This is a genomic window from Microbacterium trichothecenolyticum (assembly GCF_000956465.1).
Lineage (GTDB): Bacteria > Actinomycetota > Actinomycetes > Actinomycetales > Microbacteriaceae > Microbacterium > Microbacterium trichothecenolyticum.
This window is the reverse complement of record NZ_JYJA01000036.1, coordinates 96085-119137: the sequence shown is the minus strand read 5'-3', so window position 1 is coordinate 119137 and position 23053 is coordinate 96085. Positions and strand designations below refer to the sequence as shown.

Sequence of the window (23053 nt, the reverse complement as noted above, 5' to 3'; positions counted from 1 at the left end):
AGATCCGGCGGGGGCAGGACGATTCGTGTGCGATCGTCCCGCCGTGCGCAGATCTCCTGATCTCGGAGCGCATGCGGAGGGTCAGATGACGCCTTGTGCGAGCATCGCGTGCGCGACGCGCTCGAACCCCGCGGAGTTCGCGCCGACGACGTAGTCGCCGGGGCGGCCGTAGCGCTCGGCGGCCTGGAAGGCTGCGGCGTGCACGTCGGCCATGATCGCGCGGAGCTTGGCCTCGCTGTCGTCGAAGCTCCAGCGCTGACGCGCGGCGTTCTGGCTCATCTCGAGCGCCGAGGTGGCGACGCCGCCGGCATTCGCCGCCTTGCCCGGACCGAACAGCACGCCGGCAGACTGGAACAGCTCGATCGCCTCGGGGGTCGTCGGCATGTTCGCGCCCTCGGCGACCGCGCGCAGGCCGTTCGCGATGAGGGCACGGGCGTCGTCGGCGTCGAGCTCGTTCTGGGTCGCGGAGGGGATCGCGACGTCGACGGGCACCTCCCACGGGCGCGCGCCCTCGACGTAGCGGGCGCCGGGTCGACGGGCGGCGTACTCGGAGATGCGGGCGCGCTCGACCTCCTTGATCTGGCGGAGGAGGTCGACGTCGATGCCGGCGTCGTCGACGACGTAGCCGGACGAGTCGGATGCCGTGACCGCCGTCGCGCCGAGCTGGCGCGCCTTGTCGATGGCGTAGATCGCGACGTTGCCCGATCCCGAGATGCCCACGCGCTTGTTTCGCAGCGTCTCGCCGTGGACGCCGAGCATCTCCTCGACGAAGAACACGGCGCCGTAGCCGGTCGCCTCGGTGCGCACCTCGGCGCCGCCCCACTGCACGCCCTTGCCGGTGAACATGCCGGACTCGTGGCGGTTGGTGACCTTGCGGTACTGGCCGAACAGGTACCCGATCTCGCGGGCTCCCACGCCGATGTCGCCGGCGGGCACGTCGGTGTGCTCGCCGAGGTGGCGGTAGAGCTCGTTCATGAACGACTGGCAGAACCGCATGATCTCGGCGTTCGAGCGGCCGTGCGGGTCGAAGTCGCTGCCGCCCTTGGCGCCGCCGATGCCCTGGCCGGTGAGCGCGTTCTTGAAGATCTGCTCGAAGCCGAGGAACTTGATGATCGAGAGGTTCACCGACGGGTGGAAGCGGAGGCCGCCCTTGTACGGGCCGAGCACCGACGAGAACTGCACGCGGAAGCCGCGGTTGACCTGCAGGCGTCCGGCGTCGTCGACCCACGGCACGCGGAACAGGATCTGGCGCTCGGGCTCGACGAGCCGTTCCAGGATGCCGCCGTCGACGAACTGCGGGTGCGCCTCGAGCACCGGCGAGATCGACTCCAGCACCTCGTGCACGGCCTGCAGGAACTCGGGTTCGTTCGGATTGCGGGCCTCGACGGTGTCGAGGACGAGCCGGATGGATTCCGCCGAGGTGAGGGATCCGGTGGCGGACGCGGTCGAGGGCGCAGAGGGCATGGTGGAGCTTTCGGGGTGGAGCGGTGCGCGGGGGTGGCGCTCCTTCACCCTATCCACGGTCGGGGCGTCGATCGGACGTGTGACGGCGGGCTACGCTGGGCCCCATCCACGAAGGCGGGAGACAGGAACGATGCGGTTCGAGCACCTCGGGGCACAGCCCCGCATCCATCCCGACGCGGTCGTGGCGGCGACCGCGGTGATCAGCGGCGATGTCGAGATCGGCGCCGACTGCCAGATCCTGCACGGCGCGGTGATCACGGCCGAGGGCGGCGCCATCACCCTCGGCGCGAACGTCATCGTGATGGAGAACGCGCTCGTGCGTGCCACCGCGACCAACGCGGTGCACATCGCCGACCATGTGCTGGTCGGCCCGATGGCGAGCATCTCGGGCGCCGTCGTCGAGGAGGAGGTCTTCCTGGCGACCGGCACGCGCGTGTTCAACGGCGCGCACATCGGTGCCCGCAGCGAAGTGCGCATCAACGCCGTCGTGCACCTGCGCACGACGCTCCCCGCCGAGTCGACGGTGCCGATCGGCTGGGTGGCCGTCGGCGACCCGGTGCAGATCCTGCCGCCCGACCGCCACGAGGAGATCTGGGCCGCACAGCGCGAGCTCGACTTCCCCGGCTACGTGTTCGGCCTCGACCGCGAGACCCCCGACCTCATGGTGCAGCTCACCGAACGCTACGGCCGCAGCCTCGCGCGCCACGCCGACGACCGCCGGCTCGACTGACCCGCCCGCCCGGACGACGAGGATCACGGATGCCGCGGGCCGCAGCATCCGTGGATCTTCGACGTCAGTCCCAGGCGAGGCCGCAGTCGCGGCAGCGGAACTCGAGGTGGTCGACCGAGCCGTCGTCGAGGTGGCCTCGACGTTCCCACTCGATCCGGAACCACCGTGGTTCGCTCGCCCGCACATCGAGCGACCCGCACCAGGGGCAGACTTCGGCGACGACGATCCGTGCCATGCGCGCCACGGTACGCCGGGGTCTCGGCGATCCCGGTTGCGACGCGCGGCGGCGTCCGGGTCAGCCGGTGTTCTGCAGTCCGGCCGCGACACCCGAGACCGAGAGCAGCAGCAGGCGCTGCAGTTCGGGATCGACCGGAGCGCCCTCCGGAGCCTCCCGCAGCGCCCGCAGCGCCCGCAGCTGCAGCAGCGAGAGCGCGTCGACGTACGGGCTTCGCATCTTGACGGCGCGCTGCAGCACCGGCTTGTTGCCCAGCAGCTCGGTGCCGCCGGTGATGCGGATCACCCAGTCGCGCGTGAGGTGCATCTCGTCGCGCACGAGCGCCGCGAGGTCGTCGCGGTCGCCGAGCTCGAGGTAGTGCAGCGCGATGCGGTCGTCGGTCTTGGCGAGGCTCATGGCGACGTTGTCGATGAGCGTGCGAAACAGCGGCCATTCCTGGTACGCCCGCTGCAGCAGCGGCTCGTCACCGACGGCCTGCAGCGCCGTTCCCAGGCCGAACCAGCCGGCCAGGTTGATGCGCGCCTGCGTCCACGCGAACACCCACGGGATGGCGCGGAGGTCCTCGAGGGACTCGACCGACAGACCGCGGCGGGCCGGTCGCGAGCCGAGGGCGAGCAGGCCGATCTCCTCCATCGGCGTCACCCGGGCGAACCACGGCGCGAAGCCGGGCGCCTTCACGAGCGAGAAGAAGCGCTCGCGGGAGGCTGCATCCATCGTCGCGGCCACGTCGGCGTACCTCGCCGCCGCGGCGCGATTGCGCTCTTCGTTGGACGGCGACGATGCGAGCAGGATCGCCGCGGCGACCTGGTCGATGTGGCGCATGGCGATGGCGGGGTCGCCGTAGCGGGCGAAGATGACCTCGCCCTGCTCGGTGAGCTTGAACCGGCCGTCGACGGAGTGCGGCGGCTGCGCCATGATCGCGGAGTTCGCGGGGCCGCCGCCGCGCCCGAGGGCGCCGCCGCGGCCGTGGAAGAGGGTGAGCTCGATGCCGTTCTCGTCAGCCCACGCGGCGATCTTCGCCTGCGCCTCGTACAGCGCGAGGTTGGCGGCGACGGGGCCGACGTCCTTGGAGGAGTCCGAGTAGCCGAGCATGACCTCCAGGCGACGGCCGGTGGCCTCCAGGCGCGCGGCGAACTCGGGGTGCTCGACGATCTCGGCGAGGATGCGGGGCGCGGCCTGCAGGTCGGCGAACGTCTCGAACAGCGGGATGACGTCGAGCACGGGCGGCGTGCCGTCGGGGCCGACCGCGTAGGCGGCGAGCTTGTGCACGTTGGCGAGGTCTTCAGCGGACTGCGTGAACGACACGATGTAGCGACCGGCGGCGCGCGGGCCGTAGCGCTCCTGCAGGAACCCGACGGTGCGGATGACGTCGAGCACCTCTTCGGCGAGCTCGCTGCGCGGCGCGCCCGACTCGAGTTCGGCGAGCACCTTGGCGTGCACGGCCGAGTGCTGGCGCACCTCCAGCTCGGTGAGGTGGAAGCCGTAGGTCTCGACCTGCCACAGCAGCTGCTGCAGGTGGCCGTATGCCTGACGCGGGGCCCCGGCCTGCACGAGCGATTCCTGCACCACGCGCAGGTCGGCCAGCAGGTGCTCGGGGTCGCGGTACGCGAGGTCGGCGTTGCGCGCGCGGGTCGCCTCGATCTTGCGGGCGATCAGCAGCAGGATGCGCCGGTGCGGCTCGTCGGGGGAGCGCTTGGCGATGTCCTTCGCGGCGTCCTCGTCGGCCGCCTTGAGGCGCCGCCACAGCGCGAGGAGGGCATCGCTCGGCGGCGTGGTCGAGGCGTCGAGCGTCATCGTGCGCCCGATACGGCTGGTGGTGCGCGCCAGGCCGATGAGCACGTGCTCGCTCGCGATCGCGGAGGCCTTGCGGGTGACGGACGCCGTGACGAACGGGTTTCCGTCACGGTCGCCGCCGACCCACGAGCCGACGCGCACGAACGGGCGCACGACCGGCGCACGGCCGCCGGCGGCGGGGCCCTGCAGGGCGTCGTCGACGCGGCGGTACACGTGGGGGACCGCCGTGTAGAGCGTGTCGTCGAACACGGCCATGACCGCGCGCACCTCGTCGGTGGGGGCCGGCTTCTCGGGCCGCAGCGGCGCGGTGCGCCACAGCGTGTCGATCTCCTCGAGCATGCGGCGCTCGGCACGGCGCTCGTCCGCGCCGCCGCGCAGCGACGCGTCGTGCTCCTCGAGGAGGGTCGCGAGGCGGCGGATGCTGGTCGACACCGCGCGGCGACGAGCCTCGGTCGGGTGGGCGGTGAACACCGGGTGGAACCGCATGCCCTGGAGGCGTTTCAGGGCCGTGTCGTCGCCGACCTCGGCAGCGAGGCGCACGAACGCCGCGGCGACCGAGTCGGTCGCCTGCTCGCGGTCGGGGCGCCCGTCGCGCTCGCGCAGCACGCGAACGCGCTGGTGCTCCTCGGCGAGGTTCACGAGGTGGAAGTACGCGGTGAACGCCCGGGCGACCTCGTCGGCGCGGGCGATCGTGAACGAGTCGGCGATGGCGGCTGCGCGGGCGAAGGCCTCCGGTGTCTCGTCGGTGTACGCCTGGATCGTCGCCGTGCGCAGACGCTCCACGTCCTCGTACAGTCCCGGCGAACCGCTCTCGCGCAGCACCTGACCGAGAAGTGTCCCGAGCATGCGGACGTCGCCGCGCATCTGCTCGGGGATCGCCTGCTCCGCCTCGTACCGCCCGACGAGGTCGATCGCTTCGGTGTGGGTGAGTTCACGCATCTCTCCAGGCTAACGGCGCGGTGTTTCCCCGAAGTGACGGTCGACGCTGTGTGACGATCGGTCGGGGCGCCCCGCTCGGCGATGCCGCAAGTCGGCTCGCTACACTGACCGTGGAGCGCCGGGAAGTCTGGTCGGCACGTCCTCGTCGACCCGCGATCCCCTCCCGGAGGCCAGATGTCGCTTCTCCGCTCCGCTCGTTTCCCCGCGATCATCCTGCTCGTCGCGGCAGGTCTCGGCCTGTTCGTCGCCAACTCGGCGTGTGGCCCTGCCGTCGATGACGCGATGCACGCCCACCTCGGCATCCCGGGCGTGTTCGAGCTCAGCCTCTCCCACTGGATCAAGGACGGACTGCTCGCGGTCTTCTTCTTCGTCGTCGCGGTCGAGCTGCAGTACGAGCTCACCGCCGGCCAGCTCAACTCGGCGCGAAAGGCTCTGCAGCCCGCGATCGCGGCCGCCGGGGGCGTGCTGATCCCGATCGCGATCTATGCCGCGATGGCGTGGGGATCGGGCGCCACGGCGGGCTGGCCGATCCCGACCGCGACCGATATCGCGTTCGCGCTCGGAGTGCTTGCGGTGTTCGGCCGGGGGCTGCCGTCGGCGCTGCGGGTGTTCCTCCTCGCGCTCGCGATCCTCGACGACATCGTCGGGATCGTGTTCATCGCGGTGCTCTTCACGACCGGGGTGAACGTCGCCGCGCTCGTCGGAGCCGCGGTCGCGGTCGTCGCGTTCGGCATCCTGAGCAGACAGCTCGACACGCGCGCCCGCATGCCGCTCGCCGTCCTGCTCACCCTGCTCGCGATCGCCACCTGGGTGCTGGTGTACCTCTCGGGCGTGCACGCCACCATCGCGGGCGTGGCGCTCGGACTCGCGATGGCGCAGCGTCCGGCGCTGCGCGTGCGGCACGAGCTCGAGCCGTGGGTCAACGTCATCGTGCTCCCGGTGTTCGCGTTCTCGGCGGCGCTCGTGCCGATCCCGTCGGTGCCGCTGTCCGAGCTGTCGCCGGCGTTCTGGGGCGTGCTCGTCGCGCTGCCGGTCGGCAAGGTCGTCGGCATCTCGCTGTTCGGGTGGATCTCGCTGCGCATCGGGGGCCGGGGGAGCGCGCCGCCGCTCGCCTTCTCGGACCTGTTGGCTGCCGGCGCCCTCGGCGGCATCGGGTTCACGGTGTCGCTCCTGCTCTCCGAGCTCGCGTTCTCCGACGATGAGGCGTACCGCGACCAGGCGACGCTGGGTGTGCTCGCGGGTTCCGTGATTTCGCTCCTCCTGGCCGCAGGGCTCGTATCGTGGCGGGCATGGCACCATCGACGCCGGACGGCGGCAGCATCCGTGACGACGTGACCGAACCCCGCTCGCCGGGTGCGCCCGATCCGCTCCGCGAGGCGGCCGACGTCATGCGCGCGGTGCGCGACCGCTGCGTCTGGACGCAGCAGATCGACCACCGCGCCCTGGTGCCGTACCTCGTCGAGGAGAGCGCCGAGCTGATCGACGCGGTCGAGGACGGCTCACGTGAGGAGCTGCGCGAAGAGCTCGGCGACCTCCTGTGGCAGGTGCTGTTCCACTCCGAGATCGCCTCACGCGACGACGACGACCCCTTCGACATCGACGACGTCGCGCGGGGACTCACCGACAAGATGGTGCGGCGGCATCCGCATGTCTTCGGCGACGCCGTCGCGACGACGCCGGAGGAGGTGCTCATCCACTGGAACGCCGCGAAGGCCGCCGAGAAGCACCAGCGCCGCTCGGTCCTCGACGGCGTGAGCGAACGGATGCCGAGCCTCGCGCTCGCCCAGAAGCTCCTGTCGAAGGCGGCCCTCACCCCCGCAGCCTCGAGCGCGGCGGCCAGGTCAGCGGGAACCTCGACCTCGCGCTCGGCGGTGTCGAGATCGATGGTGGCGTCGACCTCGTCGCCGATCTCGACACCGAGCTCAGCACGCACGGCCTTCGAGAACCCGATGAGGTTGCGCCCGCCCATCACGCCGAGACGCACCCGCGCGGTGCGCCCGCCGATCCCGACGACGACAGCGGCGCGTTTGCCGCCGCCGAGCTCGGCGACCTGCTCGTCGGTCAGTTCGATGGCGGTGGCCGGGCCCATCGGCGCGAGCACGGTGTGGATCTGCAGCGTCATGGCCCCATCCTCGCGGGCGCGGGCGCCGCACGGGAACCCCGGACCGGCGGTTCTCCCCCGCGGGCTAGAGTTCGCCCGTGACCTCCCCCGCGCTCCAGCGCCGCCTCGGGCTCGGCGATGCCGTGTTCATCGGCCTCGGCTCGATGGTCGGCGCAGGCGTCTTCGCCGTGTGGGCGCCGGCAGCGGATGCCGCAGGCACCGGTCTGCTCATCGGCCTCGCAATCGCCGCCATCGTCGCGTTCGGCAACGCGACGTCGTCGGCGCAGCTGGCCGCCGCGTACCCGACGTCGGGGGGAACGTATGCGTACGGACGCGCGGAGCTCGGCCCCTGGTGGGGGTTCGTCGCGGGCTGGGGCTTCGTCATCGGCAAGATCGCGAGTTGCGCGGCGATGGCGCTCACCTTCGCCGCGTACGCCGCTCCCGCGGGGTGGGAGCGGCCCGTCGCCGTCGCTGCCGTGGGCCTGCTGACCGCCGTCAACTGGTTCGGCGTCACGCGCACCGCCGGCGCCGCGCGCGTGATCGTCGTGATCTCGCTCGGCGCGCTGGCCGCGGCCGTCACCGCCGGCTTCTCGGCGGGCTCCCCCCCGGACTGGTTCACGGCCGAGACGGTAGGGGCGGGCGGCGGCTACGGCATCCTGCAGTCCGCCGGTCTGCTGTTCTTCGCGTTCGCCGGATACGCGCGCATCGCCACGATGGGCGAGGAGGTGCGCGATCCGCGCCGTGTGATCCCGCGGGCGATCGTGATCGCGTTCCTCATCGCGCTCGCCGTGTACGCCGTCGTCGCCGTCGCAGTGCTGAGCACGCTCGGGCCGGACGCCGTCGCCTCGTCCACCGCACCGGTCGCCGACGCCGCTGCGCAGTCGGGCTGGGCGTGGATCGACGTCGTGGTGCGCATCGGCGCCGCGGCTGCCTCGCTCGGCGCGCTGCTCGCCCTCATCGCGGGAGTCAGCCGCACCGCGTTCGCGATGGCGCGCGAGCGGGATCTCCCGGGCTTCCTCGACGCGGTGCACCCGCGATGGCATGTGCCGCATCGCGCCGAACTCGCCGCGGCGGCGGCCGTCGTGCTGCTCGTGGCGCTCGTCGACCTCCGCGGCGCGATCGGCTTCTCCTCGTTCGGAGTGCTGCTGTACTACTTCGTCGCCAACGTCGCCGCCTTCCGCCAGCGCGGCGACGCGCGGCGCTACGCGGTCGCGCTGCAGATCATCGGCGGGATCGGCTGCCTCGTCCTCGCGGTCACGCTGCCGTGGCAGTCCGTCGTTGCGGGCGTCGTCGTCGTCGCGATCGGCGTCCTGTATCGGGCGCTCCGCCTCCGCGGGCTCAGGCGAGCGGCTTGACCTCGAGCGACGCCGGCGTGGTTCCCTGCGCCACCGTGGCGAACGCGGTGTAGCCGTCGGATGCCGCGCGCTCGAGAAGCGCCTTCAGGTTCTTGGTCCGCTGCTCCAGTCGCACGCGCGAGCCCTCGCGCACGAGCGCGGCCTTGAGCGCGAGGAGCTCCCCCTCGGGCACGTCGCGGTCGTGGACGAGGACGACGGCCGGGGCCGCAGCATCCGTCCGCTCCGACACCAGGTCGACGATGCGCTCGAAGCCGATCGAGAATCCGACGGCGGGGACGTCCTGCCCGAGGAAGCGGCCGATCATGCCGTCGTAGCGGCCACCGCCGCCGAGGGAGTAGTCGACCGAGGGGTGCGCAAGCTCGAAGATCGTGCCGGTGTAGTAGCCCATTCCACGCACCAGGAACGGATCGAAGACGAGCGGGATGTCGCCCTCGAGCTCGGTCGCCGAGCCGCGCGACGCGGCCACCGCCGCACCGATGCCGACCAGGTGCGCGACGATGTCGTCAGGCGCGCCGTCGGGCAGTGCCTTGCGGATCTGCCGCTCGCCGTACGGGTTGTACTCGAGGGTCGTCGGGCGGCGCAGGAACGCCGCGAACGCGTCGACCGCGCCGGCGGTCGCGCCGCGCTCGCGCAGCTCGGCGACGATGCCGTCGGGACCGAGCTTGTCGAGCTTGTCGATCGTGATGAGCACGCCGGGGCGCTCGTCGGACGTGAAGCCGAAGCTGTCGAGCATCCAGTCGAGGACGCGCCGGTCGTTGATGCGGATGCTGCCGCCCTCGAGCCCGAGCGCGTCAAGGGTGTCGAGCGTGGCCACCGCGAGCTCGGCCTCCGCGCGCGCGGACGCGTCGCCGATGATGTCGATGTCGCACTGCACGAACTGGCGGTAGCGGCCCTTCTGCGGGCGCTCGGCGCGCCAGACGGGCGCGATCTGGATGGAGCGGAACACCGACGGCAGCTGGCCGCGGTTGGTCGCGTAGAACCGGGCGAGCGGCACCGTGAGGTCGTACCGCAGGCCGAGGTCGGTGAGGGCCGCCGGGTCGCCGGCCGCGCCGCGGATCGCGTCGGCGTCGAGACCGCGCTTGAGCACGTTGTAGGCGAGCTTCTCGTTGTCGCCGCCGATGCCCGCGTGCAGCCGCGAGTACTCCTCCATGACGGGCGTCTCGATCTCGTCGAACCCGTGCGCGCGGTAGCGCTCGCGGATGACGGCGAGCACGCTCTCGCGACGGGCCTTTTCAGCGGGGAGGAAGTCGCGCATGCCGCGCGGCGGATTGACGGATGCCACGCACCTATCTTTCCAGGTCCTCCGGGGTGCCTTCGGCGGCACGGATGTCACGAGCGAGCCCGCGCAGGCGCTCGCGCAGCGCGCGCTCCGCATCCCACCCGTTGGCTCGGGCGATCTCGACGAGCGCGAGGAGCGCGTCCCCGAGCTCCGTCTCCGTCGCGGGTTCCCAGCGCCGACCACCGCGAGAATCCATCGGGGCGACGAGACCGCGGGGATCACCCAAGGTCTCAGCCTCCAGACGGATTCTCGCGGAGACCACGGGGAGGTCGACGCATGATCGGGCTCGGAACCTACGCCTACTTCTGGCAGCACTCCGACCGCGTGCCCGAGCCGCTCTCGCTCATCGGCGCGTTCGAGGCCACCAAGGAGCTCGGCGTCGACCTTTTCCAGATCTGCGACTACGCGCCGCTCGAGACCATGACCGGCGCAGAGCTCACCGATGCCGCGGCAGCCGCGCGCGACCTCGAGCTCACGATCGAGCTGGGCACCAAGGGCATCGAGCCGCACCGGCTGACCCGGTTCCTCGATCTCGCGAGCGCCTTCGACACCACGCTGGTGCGCAGCATGCTCTACTCCGCCGAGACCCGTCCCACCCTGGAGCAGGCCGAGGAGTGGCTCCGTGCCGTGCTCCCCTCGTTCGAAGCGGCCGGCGTCGACCTCGCGCTCGAGACGTACGAGCAGGTTGCCACGGCAGACCTGGTCAGCCTGGTCGCCCGCATCGACAGCGACCGCCTGGGCATCTGCCTCGACCCGGCGAACGTCGTCGCCCGCCTCGAGCGTCCGCGCGACTGCGTCGAGCAGACCGCCGCGCTCGTCAAGAACGTGCACGTCAAGGACTTCGCCTTCGCCCGCCAGCCGGGCTGGGTCGGCTTCACCTACGGGGGCGCGCCCATGGGCGAGGGCCTCCACGACTACCCCCACCTCCTCGAGACCGTCCGCCCGCGCGAGCGCGGGATCAACGAGATCGTCGAGCACTGGCTCTCGTGGCAGGGGGACGCCGAGACCACCGTCCGCACCGAGCGGGAATGGACCCGCCGAACCATCGAATATCTGAGGAGCACGACATGAGCACGACCACCACTGAGACGTACAAGATCGCCGTCGTCGGCGCCGGCGGGAAGATGGGCATGCGCGTGTCCAACAACCTCGTCAAGACCGACCACACGGTCTGGTACGTCGAGAACTCGCCCGCCGGCCGGCAGCGCACGATCGACGCGGGTCGTGAGCTGACGGATGCCGCCACCGCCGTCGCCGACGCCGACATCGTCGTCCTGGCCGTGCCCGACCTGGCCCTCGGTCCCGTCACCGCCGAGCTGGTGCCGCAACTGAAGTCGGGCGCGATCGTGCTGACGCTCGACCCGGCCGCCGCCTACGCCGGCCTGCTCACCACGCGCGAGGACGTCGTCCAGGCCGTGGCTCACCCGTGCCACCCGTCGGTGTTCCTCGAGCGCACCACCAAGGAGGAGTGGGCCGACACGTTCGGCGGCATCGCCGCGCCGCAGGACGCGATCGCCGCCGTCGAGAGCGACGACCCGGCCCACAAGGCCATCGTCGAGGCGACCGTCCGCGCGATCTACGCCCCCGTCATCGACGTGCACTTCGTGACCGTCAAGCAACTCGCCCAGCTCGAGCCGACCCTCGTCGAGACCGTCGCCTGCATGATCGGCGCGCTCCTGAACGAGGCCCTCGACGAGGCGATCAACACCATGGGCGTTCCCGAGGCGGCGGCACGCAGCATCCTCTACGGCCACACCCAGGTGGCGCTCGCCAACGGTCTGCGCGGCGACAACCCGTTCTCGGACGCGTGCCTCATCGCCATGGACTACGGCCGCGAGTCGATCATCAAGGACGACTGGAAGAAGATCTTCCGCGACGACGAGCTCGACAAGAACCTCGCGCGCATGCTGCACCTCGACCACATCGAGCGCTGATCCATGGGACAGCTCGAGGGCAAGACCGCGCTCGTCACGGGCGGGGCACTCGGCATCGGCCTGGCGGTCGCGACGCGATTCGCCCGTGAGGGCGCGCGGGTGATCCTCGCCGACCGCAACGGCGAGGGCGCGGCCGCGGCCGCCGCCGGGATCGGTGAGAACGCCCGCGCCGTCACGATGGACATCTCGAACGAGGACGCGGTCGCCGCGGCCTTCGCCGAGCTCGAGGCGGCCGGCTGGGCGCCCGACGTCGTGGTGGCCAACGCCGGCGTGCAGCTGTTCGGGCAGGACGCCCCGGCGGCCGACCTCGACCTGGACGTCTGGCGACGGACGATCGACATCAACCTGACCGGGACGTTCCTGACGGTCAAGCACGCGCTGCGCTCGATGGTGCCGCGCGGGGGCGGGTCGATCATCCTCACCGGCAGCCCGACGGCGGTCAACGGCGAGGGCAAGGACTTCACCGCCTACAGCGCGTCCAAGGCCGGCATGCACGGCCTCGGCCGCACGGTCGCCGCCGCGTACGCCGACAAGGGCATCCGCGTGAACACGGTGCAGCCGGCGTACACCGAGACGCCGCTGGTGGCCGCGATCAGCGAGGACCCCGAGTCCCGCGCCGCGATCATCAGCCGCATCCCGATCGGTCGCGCCGGCACCCCCGACGACGTCGCGGGCATCATGGTGTACCTCGCCAGTGACGACGGCGCCTTCGCGACCGGCGCGACCTTCCAGGTCGACGGCGGCATGACCTCGCTCTGACCTGAGTCCCCTCGGGTTCGGGGCGCATTTCGTCCGTTGGGGCGCATCCTCTGCGCCCCAACGGAGATTCTGCGCCCCAACCACGGGGGACGAGGGTCGAGGACCACGAACGTTGCGCAGGACTCACTGCGGAGGACGAGGATGGGACGATGACGCACCTGTGGAACGGCGAGCCGGCACGCGAGTGGCGCAGCGGCCCGTGGTCGCTCGAACTCCGTGACGACGAGCTCGCCGACATCGCGTACCACGGCCGCGTCGTGCTCCGCTCGGTGCGCGCGGTCGTGCGCGATCGCAACTGGGACACCGCCGGTCTCGTGGTCGACCGCATCGACTCGTCCGGCATCGCGCTGACGCTGCACGTGCGCTCCACCGGGCTCGGTTCCGACCTCCGCGGCATCGTCCGCGCCGAAGTGCGCGGCGCCGGGCGTCTGCGTGTGCTCGCCGACCTCGAGTCCGCCTCGGAGTTCGAGACCAACCGCACCGGCCTCGTCGTGCTCCACCCACCGGTGCTCGCAGGCTCCACGATGCACGTCCGCCATTCCGACGGCGAGGTGGTGCGCTCCCGGTTCCCGGCCGGCATCAGCCCTCATCAGCCGGCGTTCGACATCGCGGGCCTGTCCTGGACGCACGACGGCCTCGACGTCGACGTGCGCTTCGCGGGCGACGTCTTCGAGATGGAGGACCAGCGCAACTGGACGGATGCCTCGTACAAGACGTACAGCCGTCCCCTCGCGCTCCCCTTCCCGTACCGGCTCGCCGCCGGTGAGCGCGTCGTCCAGTCGGTCGACATCGCGGTGTCGGGAACGCCCGCCGCCGTGGTCGCCGACCCGGTGACCCGCATCCGGCTCGAGGAGGGGACCGCGCTGCCCTCGATCGGGGTGTCGGCGTCGACGGCCCCGGACCCCGCGCCGGACTTCGCCGCCATCGGCGAGACGGTGCTCGTCGAGCTCGACCTCGCGACCCGCAACTGGCGCGCCGCGTTGGACCGGGCCGCGGCATCCGGACTCCCTCTGGACGTGAGATTCGTCCTCGCGGACGCCGACCCGGCCGCCATCGACCGCGCGGTCCGCGCACTTCGGGGCCTGTCGGTCGCGCGCATCACCGCGTTCCCGCCGACGGGTCCCGCGCGGCATGTCTCGGACCTCGACGCGATCGGCGCACTGCGCCACGCCCTCGCCGAGGCCGGGATCGAGGCCGAGCTGGTCGGCGGCGCCCGCTCGCACTTCACCGAGCTCAACCGCGAGCACCATCGCCTTCCGCGTGGCCTCGATGGGATCGTGTTCAGCAGCACGCCGCTGTTCCACAGCCTGAGCACCGCCCAGCTGGTCGAGGCCCTCGGCATGCAGCGGGTCGCCGCAGGGCAGGCCGTGCGCCTCGCCGGCGGGCTGCCGGTGCACATCGGGCCGATCTCGCTGCGCCCCCACTTCAACGACGTGGCGACGACCTCGCCGCCGATGCCCGACCACGACGACCTGCGCGACGGCTACGGCTCGGCCCTGACGGACGCCGTCGACGCGCGCCAGGCGGCCCCGGAACTGGCCGCGTGGACCGTCGCCAGCGCCGCCGCCTTCGCGGTCCCCGGCGTCGCGACCCTCGCGTACTTCGAGGAGTGGGGCCCGCGCGGGCTGCGCACGGTCGACGGCACCACCCTCCCCGTCTTCGACGCCGTCGCTGCTCTCGCGGCGCTCGCGGGCGAGCCCGGCCTCCGCGGCGACTCCCCCGACGGCCTGGTGTGGGCGCTCGGCGCCCGCACCGCCGGCGGCGACGTGGCGCTGGTCGCCAACCTCGACCGCCGCTCGCGCACGGTCGAGGTCGAGCTCCCGGGCGGCGAGTCCCGCACCGCCGACGTCGCACCCGGCACCTTCACCCGCCTCTGACTTCCGCATCTGCCCACCCCGCCGGCGCCGAGTCGGCCGCACGTGCCGCTTCCGGCGTACGGTCCCCCGCATCGGGCCGGCCCGGCCTGAGCGCTGGTCAGGCCTCGCGCCAGACGCGGACGTCCCACGGCGCGAGCGTCACCTCGGCGGCCGCCGCGAACACTGCGTCGTCGAGGACGGATGCTGCGGCCCGGTCGAGCACGACGGCACGGGGCTCGGGCGACCAGTTGTGCACGACCCAGACGCGCCCGCGCCCTCCCGTCAGGGAGTGCGCCGTGACGGAGCTCGGCCGCGCCGCCAGGATCCCGCCAGGAGAACCCGCTGCAGCGGCGATCACCTCGGCGAGCGTCGCGCGGTCCAGGAGCGAGCCCACCACGGTGATCGAGCCCGCGCCGACGTCCCGCCGCGTCACTGCCGCCCAACGCCCGAACAGCTCGTGCCGGTACCCGAGCACGACCTCGGCGCCGTCGGGCTCGAGCCCGTCGATCCAGCCGTGGGCGCTTCCGACGACCTCGCCGTCGCGGACGACGTCTACCGGCGCGGCGAGCGCAGCGAACTCCCGGTAGCCCGCTCCCGCCACGGCACCCACGATGGCCGGCGCGAGCGCCGCGCGCATGCGGCCCTCATCGTCGCCGTACCCCGTCCGCGGCCCCAGCACGAGTCGGCCGCCGAGACGCGCGTACTCCGCGAGGGTCTCCAGGGTCGGATCGGATGCCGCGACCAGGCCCGCGACCACGAGCACCGGGTGGCGCCGCACGAGCTCGTCGGCTTCGGGCAGCTGACGCTCGTCCACGTACCCGACCTGCAGCCCGGCATCGATCGCGGCGCGGCCGAAGGCGCCCACGATCCGCGCGTACGACCCGCGGTCCCCTTCGGACCCGGCCGCGAGGGGCGGCTCGAACCCCATCATCCACTCGCTGTCGTGCGCGTACACGAGACCGAGATCGGCGTCGGGCGCAGCATCCGTCAGCCATTCCGCTGCCGCGGCGAACTGCCGGCCGATCACCGAGACCTCCGCGTGGATGCGGCCAGGTTCGAGATCGTGCCCGAGGATGCCGCCCCAGTGCACCTCGGCGCCCGAGTGCAGCGTGTGCCAGTGCCAGTACGACACGAGGCGCGCACCGCGCGCGACCAGGAGCCAGGCCGCCTGGGCGAGCTGCCCGTCGTACGGCGGGCGCGTCAGCCACGCCGGACCGATGGACGCGGCACCCGTCTCGGTGACGAGGAACGGCCCCTGTTTCGTGGCGCGCATGCGGTCGGCCATGAGCACGAACTGCGGGACGTCGTCGGCGTACCACTGGCCGCCGGCGCCCTCTCGGTCGAGGTCGAGCGCGTCCTGCGCGAGGTAGTAGGCGTTGCCGCTGGCGATGTCGAGCTGCGCGCCGACCGCGACGTCGTCCATCGCGGGGCGCTGGTACGCGACGCAGGTCGTCAGGAAGGTGTCTTCGTGGACGAGCTCGCGGACGATGCCGGCCTGCCACCCGATGAAGTCCGCCGTGAGCTCCGCCTGGAACCGGCGCCAGGCGAGATCGTAGGCCGGGGTGGTGTTGCCGGCCGGCGCCCACAGCTCGTCCCAGTCGGCGATGCGGTGCGACCAGTACGTCAGTCCCCACTCCCGGTTGAGGGTCTCGACGTCGCCGTAGCGCTCCGCGACCCACTCGCGGAAGCGCTGCACGACGTCGTCGTTGTGGATGAGGTGGAGGCCCGCCTCATTGTCGAGCTGCACGCCGGTCACTGCGGGATGCCGCCCGTGGCGGCCGATCACGGCGCGGATCACCCGCTCGGCGTAGCCGCGGAAGAGCTCCGACGTGTAGTCGACCTCCTGCCGCCCGCCCCACGGCACCGGCGAACCGTCGCGGCGCACGACCGCGAGCTCCGGATGTGCGCGCGCCAGCCACGGCGGCACCGCGTAGGTCGGGGTGCCGAGGATGACCCCGATCCCGTGCCGCGTCGCGGCGTCGAGGATCGGCGTCATCCACTCCAGGTCGAATTCGCCGTCGCGCGGCTCCCACGTGGACCAGACCGACTCGCCGACGCGGATGCACGTGATCCCGGCATCCGCCATCAGCCGGAGGTCGGTCTCGAGCCGGTCCGGATCGGGCAGGTACTCGTTGTAGTACGCCGTGCCGAGCCGCGGGCCGCCCCGCCACGCGCGGAGGCGATCGACGGGTGCCACGGCTCAGCCCCCGATCCGCGTGATGCGCAGCGCGAGCGCCTCGCCTTCGGGCAGCTCGACGGGAGCGGATGCGCGGTCGTACGCGTCGTTGCGCTGCACGTCGTCCAGCGTGAAGGTCCGGCCGACCGGGGTCACCGTCATGTTCCACGTGTCGATGACGTCGACCTGGAACCGGTCGCCGGGCTCCGGCCGCTCGCCGGGCACGCCGATCGGCAGGCGGAAGTCCCACGTCGCCGGTGCCGAGGCACCGAGGTACTGCACGTAGAGGCACCGGGGGATGCCGGCGACGTACGCCGGGTCGTCCCACTTGTCGATCGGGTCGAGGCCCGCGCCATCGATCTCCTCGAGGACCGTGCGCAGGAAGCCGAGCCGAGCCGGCGACTCGCCGCGGAGCGGGCCGCCCTCGACCATGTGGAGGCTTCCCGACTCGGTCGCGAAGCTCTCGCCGTGCGAGGCGTAGGTGCCGGCGACCGTGGCGATCCAGAACTGGTGCACGAGCTGCTCGGCGTCGAGGTGGCCCCAGCGGTCGGGGATGTCGCCCTCGTACTTGATCTCGTCGAGGACGACCGGCTTGCCGTACACGTCGCGGTACAGGTTCGCGCGGCCGAACTCGGTGGTGACCGACCCGTTCTGGATCGAGGCGTGCGTGACCCACGGCTGGTTGTTGTCGTAGAGCTCGATCCAGTTGTGGATGGAGCGGAGGTGGTCGTGAGGATCGATCTCGGCGAGGAGGGCGCCGGTGCGATCCCAGCGGTCGTCCGGGCGCTCGAGCTGGTCGAACTCGTTGCACAGCGACCACCACACGTGGGGATGGGCGGCGAGCCGCGCGACCAGGTACCGCAGGTAGATCGCATCCTCCTGCTCGGTCAGCTCGTTCAGCCCGAACTGGCCGCGGTCGTACGCGTTGTAGATGAGCACGTCGGCCTGGATGCCGCGCTCCCCGAGCACCTCGACGGCGCGGTCGAGGCGCTGGAAGAACTCCGGCACGGGCTTCGTGACATCCCAGCGTCCGTCGGTCTTCTCGAACGGCATCAGGGTCGGGACGTGCTCGATGTACCCGCCGCCCTGCGGGAACACCATGAAGCGGAACTTGTTGAAGCCCGCCTCGGCGATCGCGTCGACGGTCGACGAGAACAGCGGCTCGTCCTGGTGGAGCCAGTTGTACGCGGTCGCGCCGACCGGCCGGAACGGCGTGCCGTCGGCGTGCGCGAAGTGGAAGCGATGCGCCACCCGCACCGGCCCGTGATCGCCGCCGCGCACCACCTCGAACGTGCCCGACCGGCCGGAGAGCGCAGCATCCGTGCTCTCGCTCGTCCACGACCACTCCCCCTCGAGGTCGGGGGCGAACCGTGCGCGGTAAGCGGTGCCGCCATCCCAGAAGCCGGGGACCACGCGCTCGGCTCCGGATGCCCCGTGCCGCGCGTACACGGTGACGGGCGTGCGGTCCGCGGGGATCACGCCGGTGCCGGTGAAGGTCAGCTCGATGGGGCGGTACAGCTCAGACTGGGGAGCGCGCAGCGCTGGGGACACGGGGATTCTCCTTCGATGTCGTATCCGTGTGAGGTGCAGGGGTTCAGTGCGCGCGGCGTGAGCTCTCGCGCACGATCAGCTCGGGCTCGTAGACGCGCTGCGCCGCGGTGCCGTCGGCGCGCGGGCTCGCCCCGTGCTCGATCGACTCGAACAGCAGGTCGACCGCGGCCGCACCGAAGTCGTCGTGGCGCGCGCGGACGCTGGTGAGCGGGATGAGGGATGCCTCGGCGAACTCGTTGTCGTCGTAGCCGACGAGTGCCACCTCACCGGGCACCGCGACCCCTCCGGCGACGAGCGCCTGCAGCAGTCCGAGGGCGAGGACGTCGTTGGCGGCGAACACGCCGTCCGGGCGCTCGGCCGCGGAGCGCGCCGCCAGGGCCGCCCCGACCGCGCGTCCGACGGCGATCGACCGCTCGGCGACCTCGATGACCTCGGGAGCGTCGACGGATGCTGCCGCCGCCGCACTGCGCACACCCTCGAGGCGGTCTGCCACCTGCTGCACGGGCAGCGGGCCGCCGACGAAGGCGAGGCGGCGGCATCCGTTCGCGATGAGGTGCTCGCCCGCCTGCCGGCCGCCCGAGACGTCGTCGATCGACACCGACGGCTGCAGCTCGTCGCGCGCTCGTCGGCCGACGAGGACCGAGGGCGTGCCGCGATCGCGCATCGCTGCGAGCCGCGCCTCGATCGGCTGGAACGACGACACCAGGATGCCGCGGACCTGCCGCTGCTCGAAGGCCTCGAGGTACGCGTCCTCGCGCTCGCGGTCGCCGTGGGAGTGGGCGAAGAACACCGTCATGCCGAGCCGCTCGGCGCGGTACTCGACCTCCTGGGCGATCTCGCTGAAGTGGGGGTTGCTCACGTCGGGTGAGAGGTAGCCGATGAGGCTGCTCACCCCCAGCCGCAGCTGGCGGCCTGCGCTGGAAGGCACGAAGCCGAGCTCGTCGATCGCCTCGGCGATGCGGCGCGCCCGCTCGGCCGACACGCGGTCGGGGTGGTTGAGATAGGCCGAGACCGTCCCCACCGCGACGCCGGCGCGGGCGGCCACCTGGCGGATACCGGGGCGCGACATGTCAGCGCCAGTCGTGCTCGGCGACGAATCCGAGGCGATCGCGGATCTTGCGGGTCGACATGAGCGATTCGAACTCGCCGAGGTCGGAGGCGACAGGGGTGCCGGGGAACCAGCGGGCGGCGACCTCGCGGGACGGCTGCGCGTTGCCGGACTCCGGTGCCGCGACGTTGTACACCTCGAACCCGGGCTCGGCGGCCTCCAGCGCGAGGGCGACCGCGAGCGCCCCGTCGCGCGCATCGACCCACGAGCCGACGAGGTCGCGGCGGTAGCCGGGCTCGGCGGCCCGCTCGAACGTCGCGTACTCGTCGGACCCGACCACATTGGTGAAGCGCAGGGCGGTGATCGAGGTCCCGGGCGTCCACCCCACGAGCTGGGCGGCGATCGCCTCCTCCGCCACCTTGCCGAGGCCGTAGGTGTTGTTGGCGCTCGTGTAGGTCTCGTCGACGGGGAGCGACGGCGGCGCCTCGTCGAAGGGGAAGCCCATCGCCGTGATGCTCGAGGCCAGCACGATCGTGCGGATGCCGGCGCGATGCGCGGCGAAGAGCGCGTTGAACGACACGGTGACGTTGTTGTGGAAGGTCGCGGCATCGGGTACTACCCCGTTCACCGGGATCGCGGCGAGATGCACGAGGGCGTCGAGCCCGTCGTGGCGCGCGGTCACCGAGAGGAACGCGTCGAGCGTCTGCCCGAAGTCGGTGAGGTCGACGCGCGTGAAGCCGGGGCCCGGCGTCCCCGCGAGATCGAAGCCCGACACGACGTGGCCGTCGGCGCGCAGCCGCTCCACCGTGGCCCGCCCGAGCTTTCCTCCGCTGCCGGTGACGCCGATCCGCATGTCGTACCTCCGTGTACTCGCACCGCGACCGCAGCTTGAAACGTTTCGAATTCGGTGCGACACTCACTGTACACGTTGAAACCGAAACGTTTCAGTTCTCTCGGAAGGGACCCCGATGTCCGTCATCGTCGACGCACCCCGCATCGAACACCATCGCGAACCGCTCGGCATCGGAGAGCGGATGCCGCGCCTCTCGTGGCGCGTCGCCTCAGCCCCGTCGGGCTGGCGCCAGGCGTCGTACTCGGTCGAGGTCGATCGTGGCGGCGAGGTCACGACCTACGTCATCGACTCCGGTGAGCAGGTGCTCGTGGCGTGGCCCGCCGAACCGCTGCGCTCGCGGGAGATCGTCTCGGTGCGGATCTCCGTTCGAGGTGAGGACGGCGCGTGGTCTGCAGCATCCGCCCCCACCTCGCTCGAGGCCGGGCTCCTCGAGCACTCGGACTGGGTCGCGCGGCCCGTGGGGGCGACCCGCAACGAGAACCCGATGTCGGACCAGCGGCGCCCCTCGCTCGTGCGCCGCGGCTTCGACGTGCGGGAGGGACTGGTGCGCGCCCGCCTCTACGCGACGGCGCACGGCGTGTACGAGGCCGAGCTCAACGGCCGACGCGTCGGCGACGACACGCTCTCCCCGGGCTGGACGGTGTACGGCAAGCGCCTGCGCTACTACACGTACGACGTGACGGACCTCGTGGGGCGAGGCGCCAATGCGATCGGCGCGTGGCTCGGCGACGGCTGGTACCGGGGGCGCCTCGGCTGGCGTGGCGGCTTCCGCAACCTGTACGGCGACGACCAGTCGTTCCTCGGCCAGCTCGAGCTCACGTACGCCGACGGATCCCGCGAGATCGTCGCGACCGACCACTCCTGGCGTTCGGCGCCGAGCCCGATCCTCTCCAGCGGCATCTACGACGGCGAGGACTACGACGCCCGCGAGGAGCTGACCGGCTGGTCGGCCCCCGGCTACGACGACTCGGCGTGGGAGGGCGTGCAGGAGCGCCACCGCGACCCCGCGACCCTCGTCGCCCCGACCGCTCCCCCGGTGCGCTCCACCGAGGAGGTCCACCCGATCGCGGTGCTCACCGGGCCCAGTGGCTCGCGCATCCTCGACTTCGGCCAGAACCTCGTCGGCCGCGTGCGGATCCGCGTCTCGGGCGAGGCCGGCACCACGGTGAGCCTGCGCACCGCGGAGGTCATGCAGGACGGCGAGATCTACACGCGACCGCTCCGCGCCGCGCGATCGACCGACAACTACACGCTCGCAGGCGGCGAGGTCGAGCAGTGGGAGCCCCGCTTCACCTTCCACGGCTTCCGCTACGTCGAGGTCACCGGCTGGCCCGGCGACCTCGACGCCGATGCCGCGTCCGGCGCCCTCGTCGCCCGCGTCTACCACACGGACCTCGAGCGCACCGGCTGGTTCGAGTCCTCGGATCCGGCGCTGAACCGCCTCCATGAGAATGTGCGCTGGGGCATGCGCGGGAACTTCGTCGACATCCCCACCGACTGCCCGCAGCGCGACGAGCGGATCGGCTGGACCGGCGACATCCAGGTGTTCGGGCCGACGGCATCCACGCTCTACGACGTGTCGGGCATGCTGTCGGGGTGGCTGCAGGACCTCGCGATCGAGCAGCTGCCCGACGGCACCGTGCCCTGGTACGTGCCGGTGATCCCCGCCGACAAGGCGTGGACGCCGATGCGTCCGGGAGCCGCGTGGGGCGACGTGGCGACGCTTCTCCCGTGGACCCTCTACGACCGGTTCGGCGACGTGGGCGTGCTCGAGGCGCAATGGGACAGCGCCCACCGCTGGGTGGACCTGCTCGAGCGACTCGCGGGGCCCTCGCGGCTGTGGGACACGGGCTTCCAGCTCGGCGACTGGCTCGACCCGGCCGCTCCGCCGGACGACCCCGCCGACGCCCTCACCGACCGCTACCTCGTCGCGACCGCGTACTTCGCGAAGTCGGCGCGCACGGTGGCGCGCATGGCCGAGGTACTCGGCCTCGCCGACGAGCGGGCGCACTACGACGCGCTCGCCGACGAAGTGGTCGCCGCCTTCGAGGCCGCGTACGTGAACGCCGACGGCACCATGACCAGCGACGCGCAGACGGCCTACGCGCTCGGCCTGCAGTTCGACCTGATCACCGATCCGGTCAAGCGGGATGCCGCGGCCACACGCCTCGCCGACCTCGTGCACGCCGCGGGCAACCGCATCGCGACAGGCTTCGTCGGCACGCCGCTCGTCTCCGACGCCCTGAGCTCGGGCGGTCAGGTGCCGGCCGCCTACGACCTCCTGCTCGAGCGCGAGTGCCCGTCGTGGCTCTACCAAGTGGAGCAGGGCGCGACCACGGTGTGGGAGCGGTGGGACTCGCTGCTGCCGGACGGCACGGTCAACCCGGGGCAGATGACGTCGTTCAACCACTACGCGCTCGGCGCCGTCGCCGACTGGATGCACCGCGTCATCGGCGGGCTCGCACCCGACGCCCCCGGCTACCGCCGCATCCGCTTCGCGCCGCGCCCCGGCGGCGGGCTGACGTCGGCCTCGGCGCGCCAGCTCACGGCGTACGGCGAAGCGGCGATCTCGTGGCGCATCGAGGACGGGGAACTGCACGTCGAGGCGACGGTCCCCGTCGGCACCGAGGCGGTGCTCGACCTCGTCGGCGCCGACGAGGAGACGCTCGCTCCGGGCTCGCACACCCGCGTGGTGCCCCTGCCGGCGGGCGTCGCTCCGGTGAGCGCCGCGCTCCCCGCCTGACCCTCGCCGCCCCGCCCCTGGGGCACTCGGGCAGCCAAGTCACGCCGGTGCGCCGCACCCACGCCCGGCGTCTTGGCGATTCGCGCGCGGCGAGCGGACGAACGGGGCGCGATTTCGGATGCTGCGGCCCGCGGCATCCGAAATCCCCGGTCGCTGTGTGAATCAGCATGCCGCTCGCACTGGCGTTCTGCCCGGAGAGTGAATATCCTTTCGTTAGCGAATCCGAATACACACCT

Annotated in this window: 17 protein-coding genes and 2 pseudogenes; 9 read left to right on the top strand and 10 right to left on the bottom strand. The window is 72.1% G+C overall.

What is annotated here, in order from left to right; translation table 11 throughout:
* Nucleotides 1-81: 81 nt before the first annotated feature.
* Nucleotides 82-1464: an NADP-specific glutamate dehydrogenase gene (gene gdhA, locus RS82_RS12215; RefSeq protein WP_045299797.1), complete on the bottom strand. Its 1383-nt coding sequence runs from the start codon at nt 1462-1464 to the stop codon at nt 82-84.
* A 130-nt stretch (nt 1465-1594) separates the two neighbouring features.
* Between gdhA and RS82_RS12210 the strand changes: the two genes are divergently transcribed.
* Nucleotides 1595-2194, top strand: coding sequence for a gamma carbonic anhydrase family protein (locus RS82_RS12210; protein ID WP_045299795.1), 600 nt, complete (start codon nt 1595-1597; stop codon nt 2192-2194).
* 64 nt (nt 2195-2258) lie between these two features.
* Here RS82_RS12210 and RS82_RS21370 read toward each other — a convergent pair whose 3' ends face one another.
* Both RS82_RS21370 and RS82_RS12205 read right to left on the bottom strand, forming a co-directional pair.
* A complete protein-coding gene (locus RS82_RS21370; RefSeq protein ID WP_157005551.1) occupies nt 2259-2429 on the bottom strand; it encodes a hypothetical protein in 171 nt (56 codons plus the stop codon).
* A gap of 60 nt (nt 2430-2489) precedes the next feature.
* Nucleotides 2490-5162: a phosphoenolpyruvate carboxylase gene (locus RS82_RS12205; RefSeq protein ID WP_045299793.1), complete on the bottom strand. Its 2673-nt coding sequence runs from the start codon at nt 5160-5162 to the stop codon at nt 2490-2492.
* A 174-nt stretch (nt 5163-5336) separates the two neighbouring features.
* On the opposite strand from RS82_RS12205, the gene nhaA reads away from it, so the two are divergent.
* Both nhaA and RS82_RS21095 read left to right on the top strand, forming a co-directional pair.
* Entirely contained in the window at nt 5337-6497 is a 1161-nt protein-coding gene (gene nhaA / locus RS82_RS12200) for a Na+/H+ antiporter NhaA (protein ID WP_045299791.1), read from the top strand.
* A pseudogene (locus RS82_RS21095) lies at nt 6452-6991 on the top strand (MazG nucleotide pyrophosphohydrolase domain-containing protein); the annotation flags it as partial. The gene nhaA and the pseudogene RS82_RS21095, both read left to right, overlap by 46 nt.
* Nucleotides 6992-7104: 113 nt before the next feature.
* Here the strand turns inward: RS82_RS21095 and RS82_RS21840 are convergent.
* Nucleotides 7105-7251: pseudogene (locus RS82_RS21840) on the bottom strand (DUF1905 domain-containing protein); the annotation flags it as partial.
* 110 nt (nt 7252-7361) lie between these two features.
* Here RS82_RS21840 and RS82_RS12195 point away from each other — a divergent pair.
* Complete coding sequence (locus tag RS82_RS12195) at nt 7362-8618, top strand: APC family permease (RefSeq protein WP_045299789.1); 1257 nt, start codon at nt 7362-7364, stop codon at nt 8616-8618.
* On the opposite strand, the gene hisS is transcribed toward RS82_RS12195, so the two are convergent.
* Nucleotides 8602-9873, bottom strand: coding sequence for a histidine--tRNA ligase (hisS, locus tag RS82_RS12190; RefSeq protein ID WP_045299788.1), 1272 nt, complete (start codon nt 9871-9873; stop codon nt 8602-8604). The two genes, RS82_RS12195 and hisS, sit on opposite strands and share 17 nt — an antisense overlap.
* 31 nt (nt 9874-9904) lie before the next feature.
* Nucleotides 9905-10123, bottom strand: coding sequence for a hypothetical protein (locus RS82_RS21085; RefSeq protein ID WP_342666938.1), 219 nt, complete (start codon nt 10121-10123; stop codon nt 9905-9907).
* 50 nt (nt 10124-10173) lie between these two features.
* Between RS82_RS21085 and RS82_RS12180 the strand changes: the two genes are divergently transcribed.
* The 4 genes from RS82_RS12180 (at nt 10174) to RS82_RS12165 (ending at nt 14467) form a co-directional block, all read left to right on the top strand.
* Entirely contained in the window at nt 10174-10968 is a 795-nt protein-coding gene (locus tag RS82_RS12180) for a sugar phosphate isomerase/epimerase family protein (RefSeq protein ID WP_045299784.1), read from the top strand.
* Nucleotides 10965-11831, top strand: coding sequence for a phosphogluconate dehydrogenase C-terminal domain-containing protein (locus RS82_RS12175; protein ID WP_045299782.1), 867 nt, complete (start codon nt 10965-10967; stop codon nt 11829-11831). Before RS82_RS12180 ends, RS82_RS12175 begins: the two co-directional genes overlap by 4 nt.
* A gap of 3 nt (nt 11832-11834) precedes the next feature.
* Nucleotides 11835-12590: an SDR family NAD(P)-dependent oxidoreductase gene (locus RS82_RS12170; protein WP_045299780.1), complete on the top strand. Its 756-nt coding sequence runs from the start codon at nt 11835-11837 to the stop codon at nt 12588-12590.
* Between the two features lie 149 nt (nt 12591-12739).
* Entirely contained in the window at nt 12740-14467 is a 1728-nt protein-coding gene (locus tag RS82_RS12165) for a D-apionate lactonase family protein (protein ID WP_045299778.1), read from the top strand.
* A gap of 97 nt (nt 14468-14564) precedes the next feature.
* Here the strand turns inward: RS82_RS12165 and RS82_RS12160 are convergent, their stop codons facing one another.
* From RS82_RS12160 to RS82_RS12145, 4 genes are read right to left on the bottom strand one after another with little or no spacing between them, the layout of a single operon-like run.
* Nucleotides 14565-16643: a beta-galactosidase gene (locus tag RS82_RS12160; RefSeq protein ID WP_045299776.1), complete on the bottom strand. Its 2079-nt coding sequence runs from the start codon at nt 16641-16643 to the stop codon at nt 14565-14567.
* Nucleotides 16644-16646: 3 nt separating this feature from the next.
* On the bottom strand, nt 16647-18173 hold the full coding sequence (locus RS82_RS12155; protein WP_245619598.1) for an apiosidase-like domain-containing protein: 1527 nt from the start codon (nt 18171-18173) through the stop codon (nt 16647-16649).
* A gap of 43 nt (nt 18174-18216) precedes the next feature.
* The gene (locus RS82_RS12150) at nt 18217-19242 is read right to left on the bottom strand and encodes a LacI family DNA-binding transcriptional regulator (protein WP_045299774.1); all 1026 of its coding nucleotides are present in this window, start codon (nt 19240-19242) and stop codon (nt 18217-18219) included.
* A gap of 1 nt (nt 19243) precedes the next feature.
* Nucleotides 19244-20074 (bottom strand): NAD-dependent epimerase/dehydratase family protein, encoded by an 831-nt coding sequence (locus tag RS82_RS12145; protein WP_045299773.1) that lies wholly within the window; start codon nt 20072-20074, stop codon nt 19244-19246.
* A gap of 115 nt (nt 20075-20189) precedes the next feature.
* On the opposite strand from RS82_RS12145, the gene RS82_RS12140 reads away from it, so the two are divergent.
* A complete protein-coding gene (locus RS82_RS12140) occupies nt 20190-22817 on the top strand; it encodes an alpha-L-rhamnosidase (RefSeq protein WP_045299772.1) in 2628 nt (875 codons plus the stop codon).
* Nucleotides 22818-23053 lie beyond the last annotated feature (236 nt).

Bases quoted from the DNA above. Each gene is read 5' to 3' on its own strand.
- gdhA (WP_045299797.1), bottom strand. From the start codon at position 1,464: ATGCCCTCTGCGCCCTCGACCGCGTCCGCCACCGGATCCCTCACCTCG.
- RS82_RS12210 (WP_045299795.1), top strand. From the start codon at position 1,595: ATGCGGTTCGAGCACCTCGGGGCACAGCCCCGCATCCATCCCGACGCG.
- RS82_RS21370 (WP_157005551.1), bottom strand. From the start codon at position 2,429: ATGGCACGGATCGTCGTCGCCGAAGTCTGCCCCTGGTGCGGGTCGCTC.
- RS82_RS12205 (WP_045299793.1), bottom strand. From the start codon at position 5,162: ATGCGTGAACTCACCCACACCGAAGCGATCGACCTCGTCGGGCGGTAC.
- nhaA (WP_045299791.1), top strand. From the start codon at position 5,337: ATGTCGCTTCTCCGCTCCGCTCGTTTCCCCGCGATCATCCTGCTCGTC.
- hisS (WP_045299788.1), bottom strand. From the start codon at position 9,873: ATGCGCGACTTCCTCCCCGCTGAAAAGGCCCGTCGCGAGAGCGTGCTC.
- RS82_RS12180 (WP_045299784.1), top strand. From the start codon at position 10,174: ATGATCGGGCTCGGAACCTACGCCTACTTCTGGCAGCACTCCGACCGC.
- RS82_RS12175 (WP_045299782.1), top strand. From the start codon at position 10,965: ATGAGCACGACCACCACTGAGACGTACAAGATCGCCGTCGTCGGCGCC.
- RS82_RS12170 (WP_045299780.1), top strand. From the start codon at position 11,835: ATGGGACAGCTCGAGGGCAAGACCGCGCTCGTCACGGGCGGGGCACTC.
- RS82_RS12165 (WP_045299778.1), top strand. From the start codon at position 12,740: ATGACGCACCTGTGGAACGGCGAGCCGGCACGCGAGTGGCGCAGCGGC.
- RS82_RS12150 (WP_045299774.1), bottom strand. From the start codon at position 19,242: ATGTCGCGCCCCGGTATCCGCCAGGTGGCCGCCCGCGCCGGCGTCGCG.
- RS82_RS12145 (WP_045299773.1), bottom strand. From the start codon at position 20,074: ATGCGGATCGGCGTCACCGGCAGCGGAGGAAAGCTCGGGCGGGCCACG.
- RS82_RS12140 (WP_045299772.1), top strand. From the start codon at position 20,190: ATGTCCGTCATCGTCGACGCACCCCGCATCGAACACCATCGCGAACCG.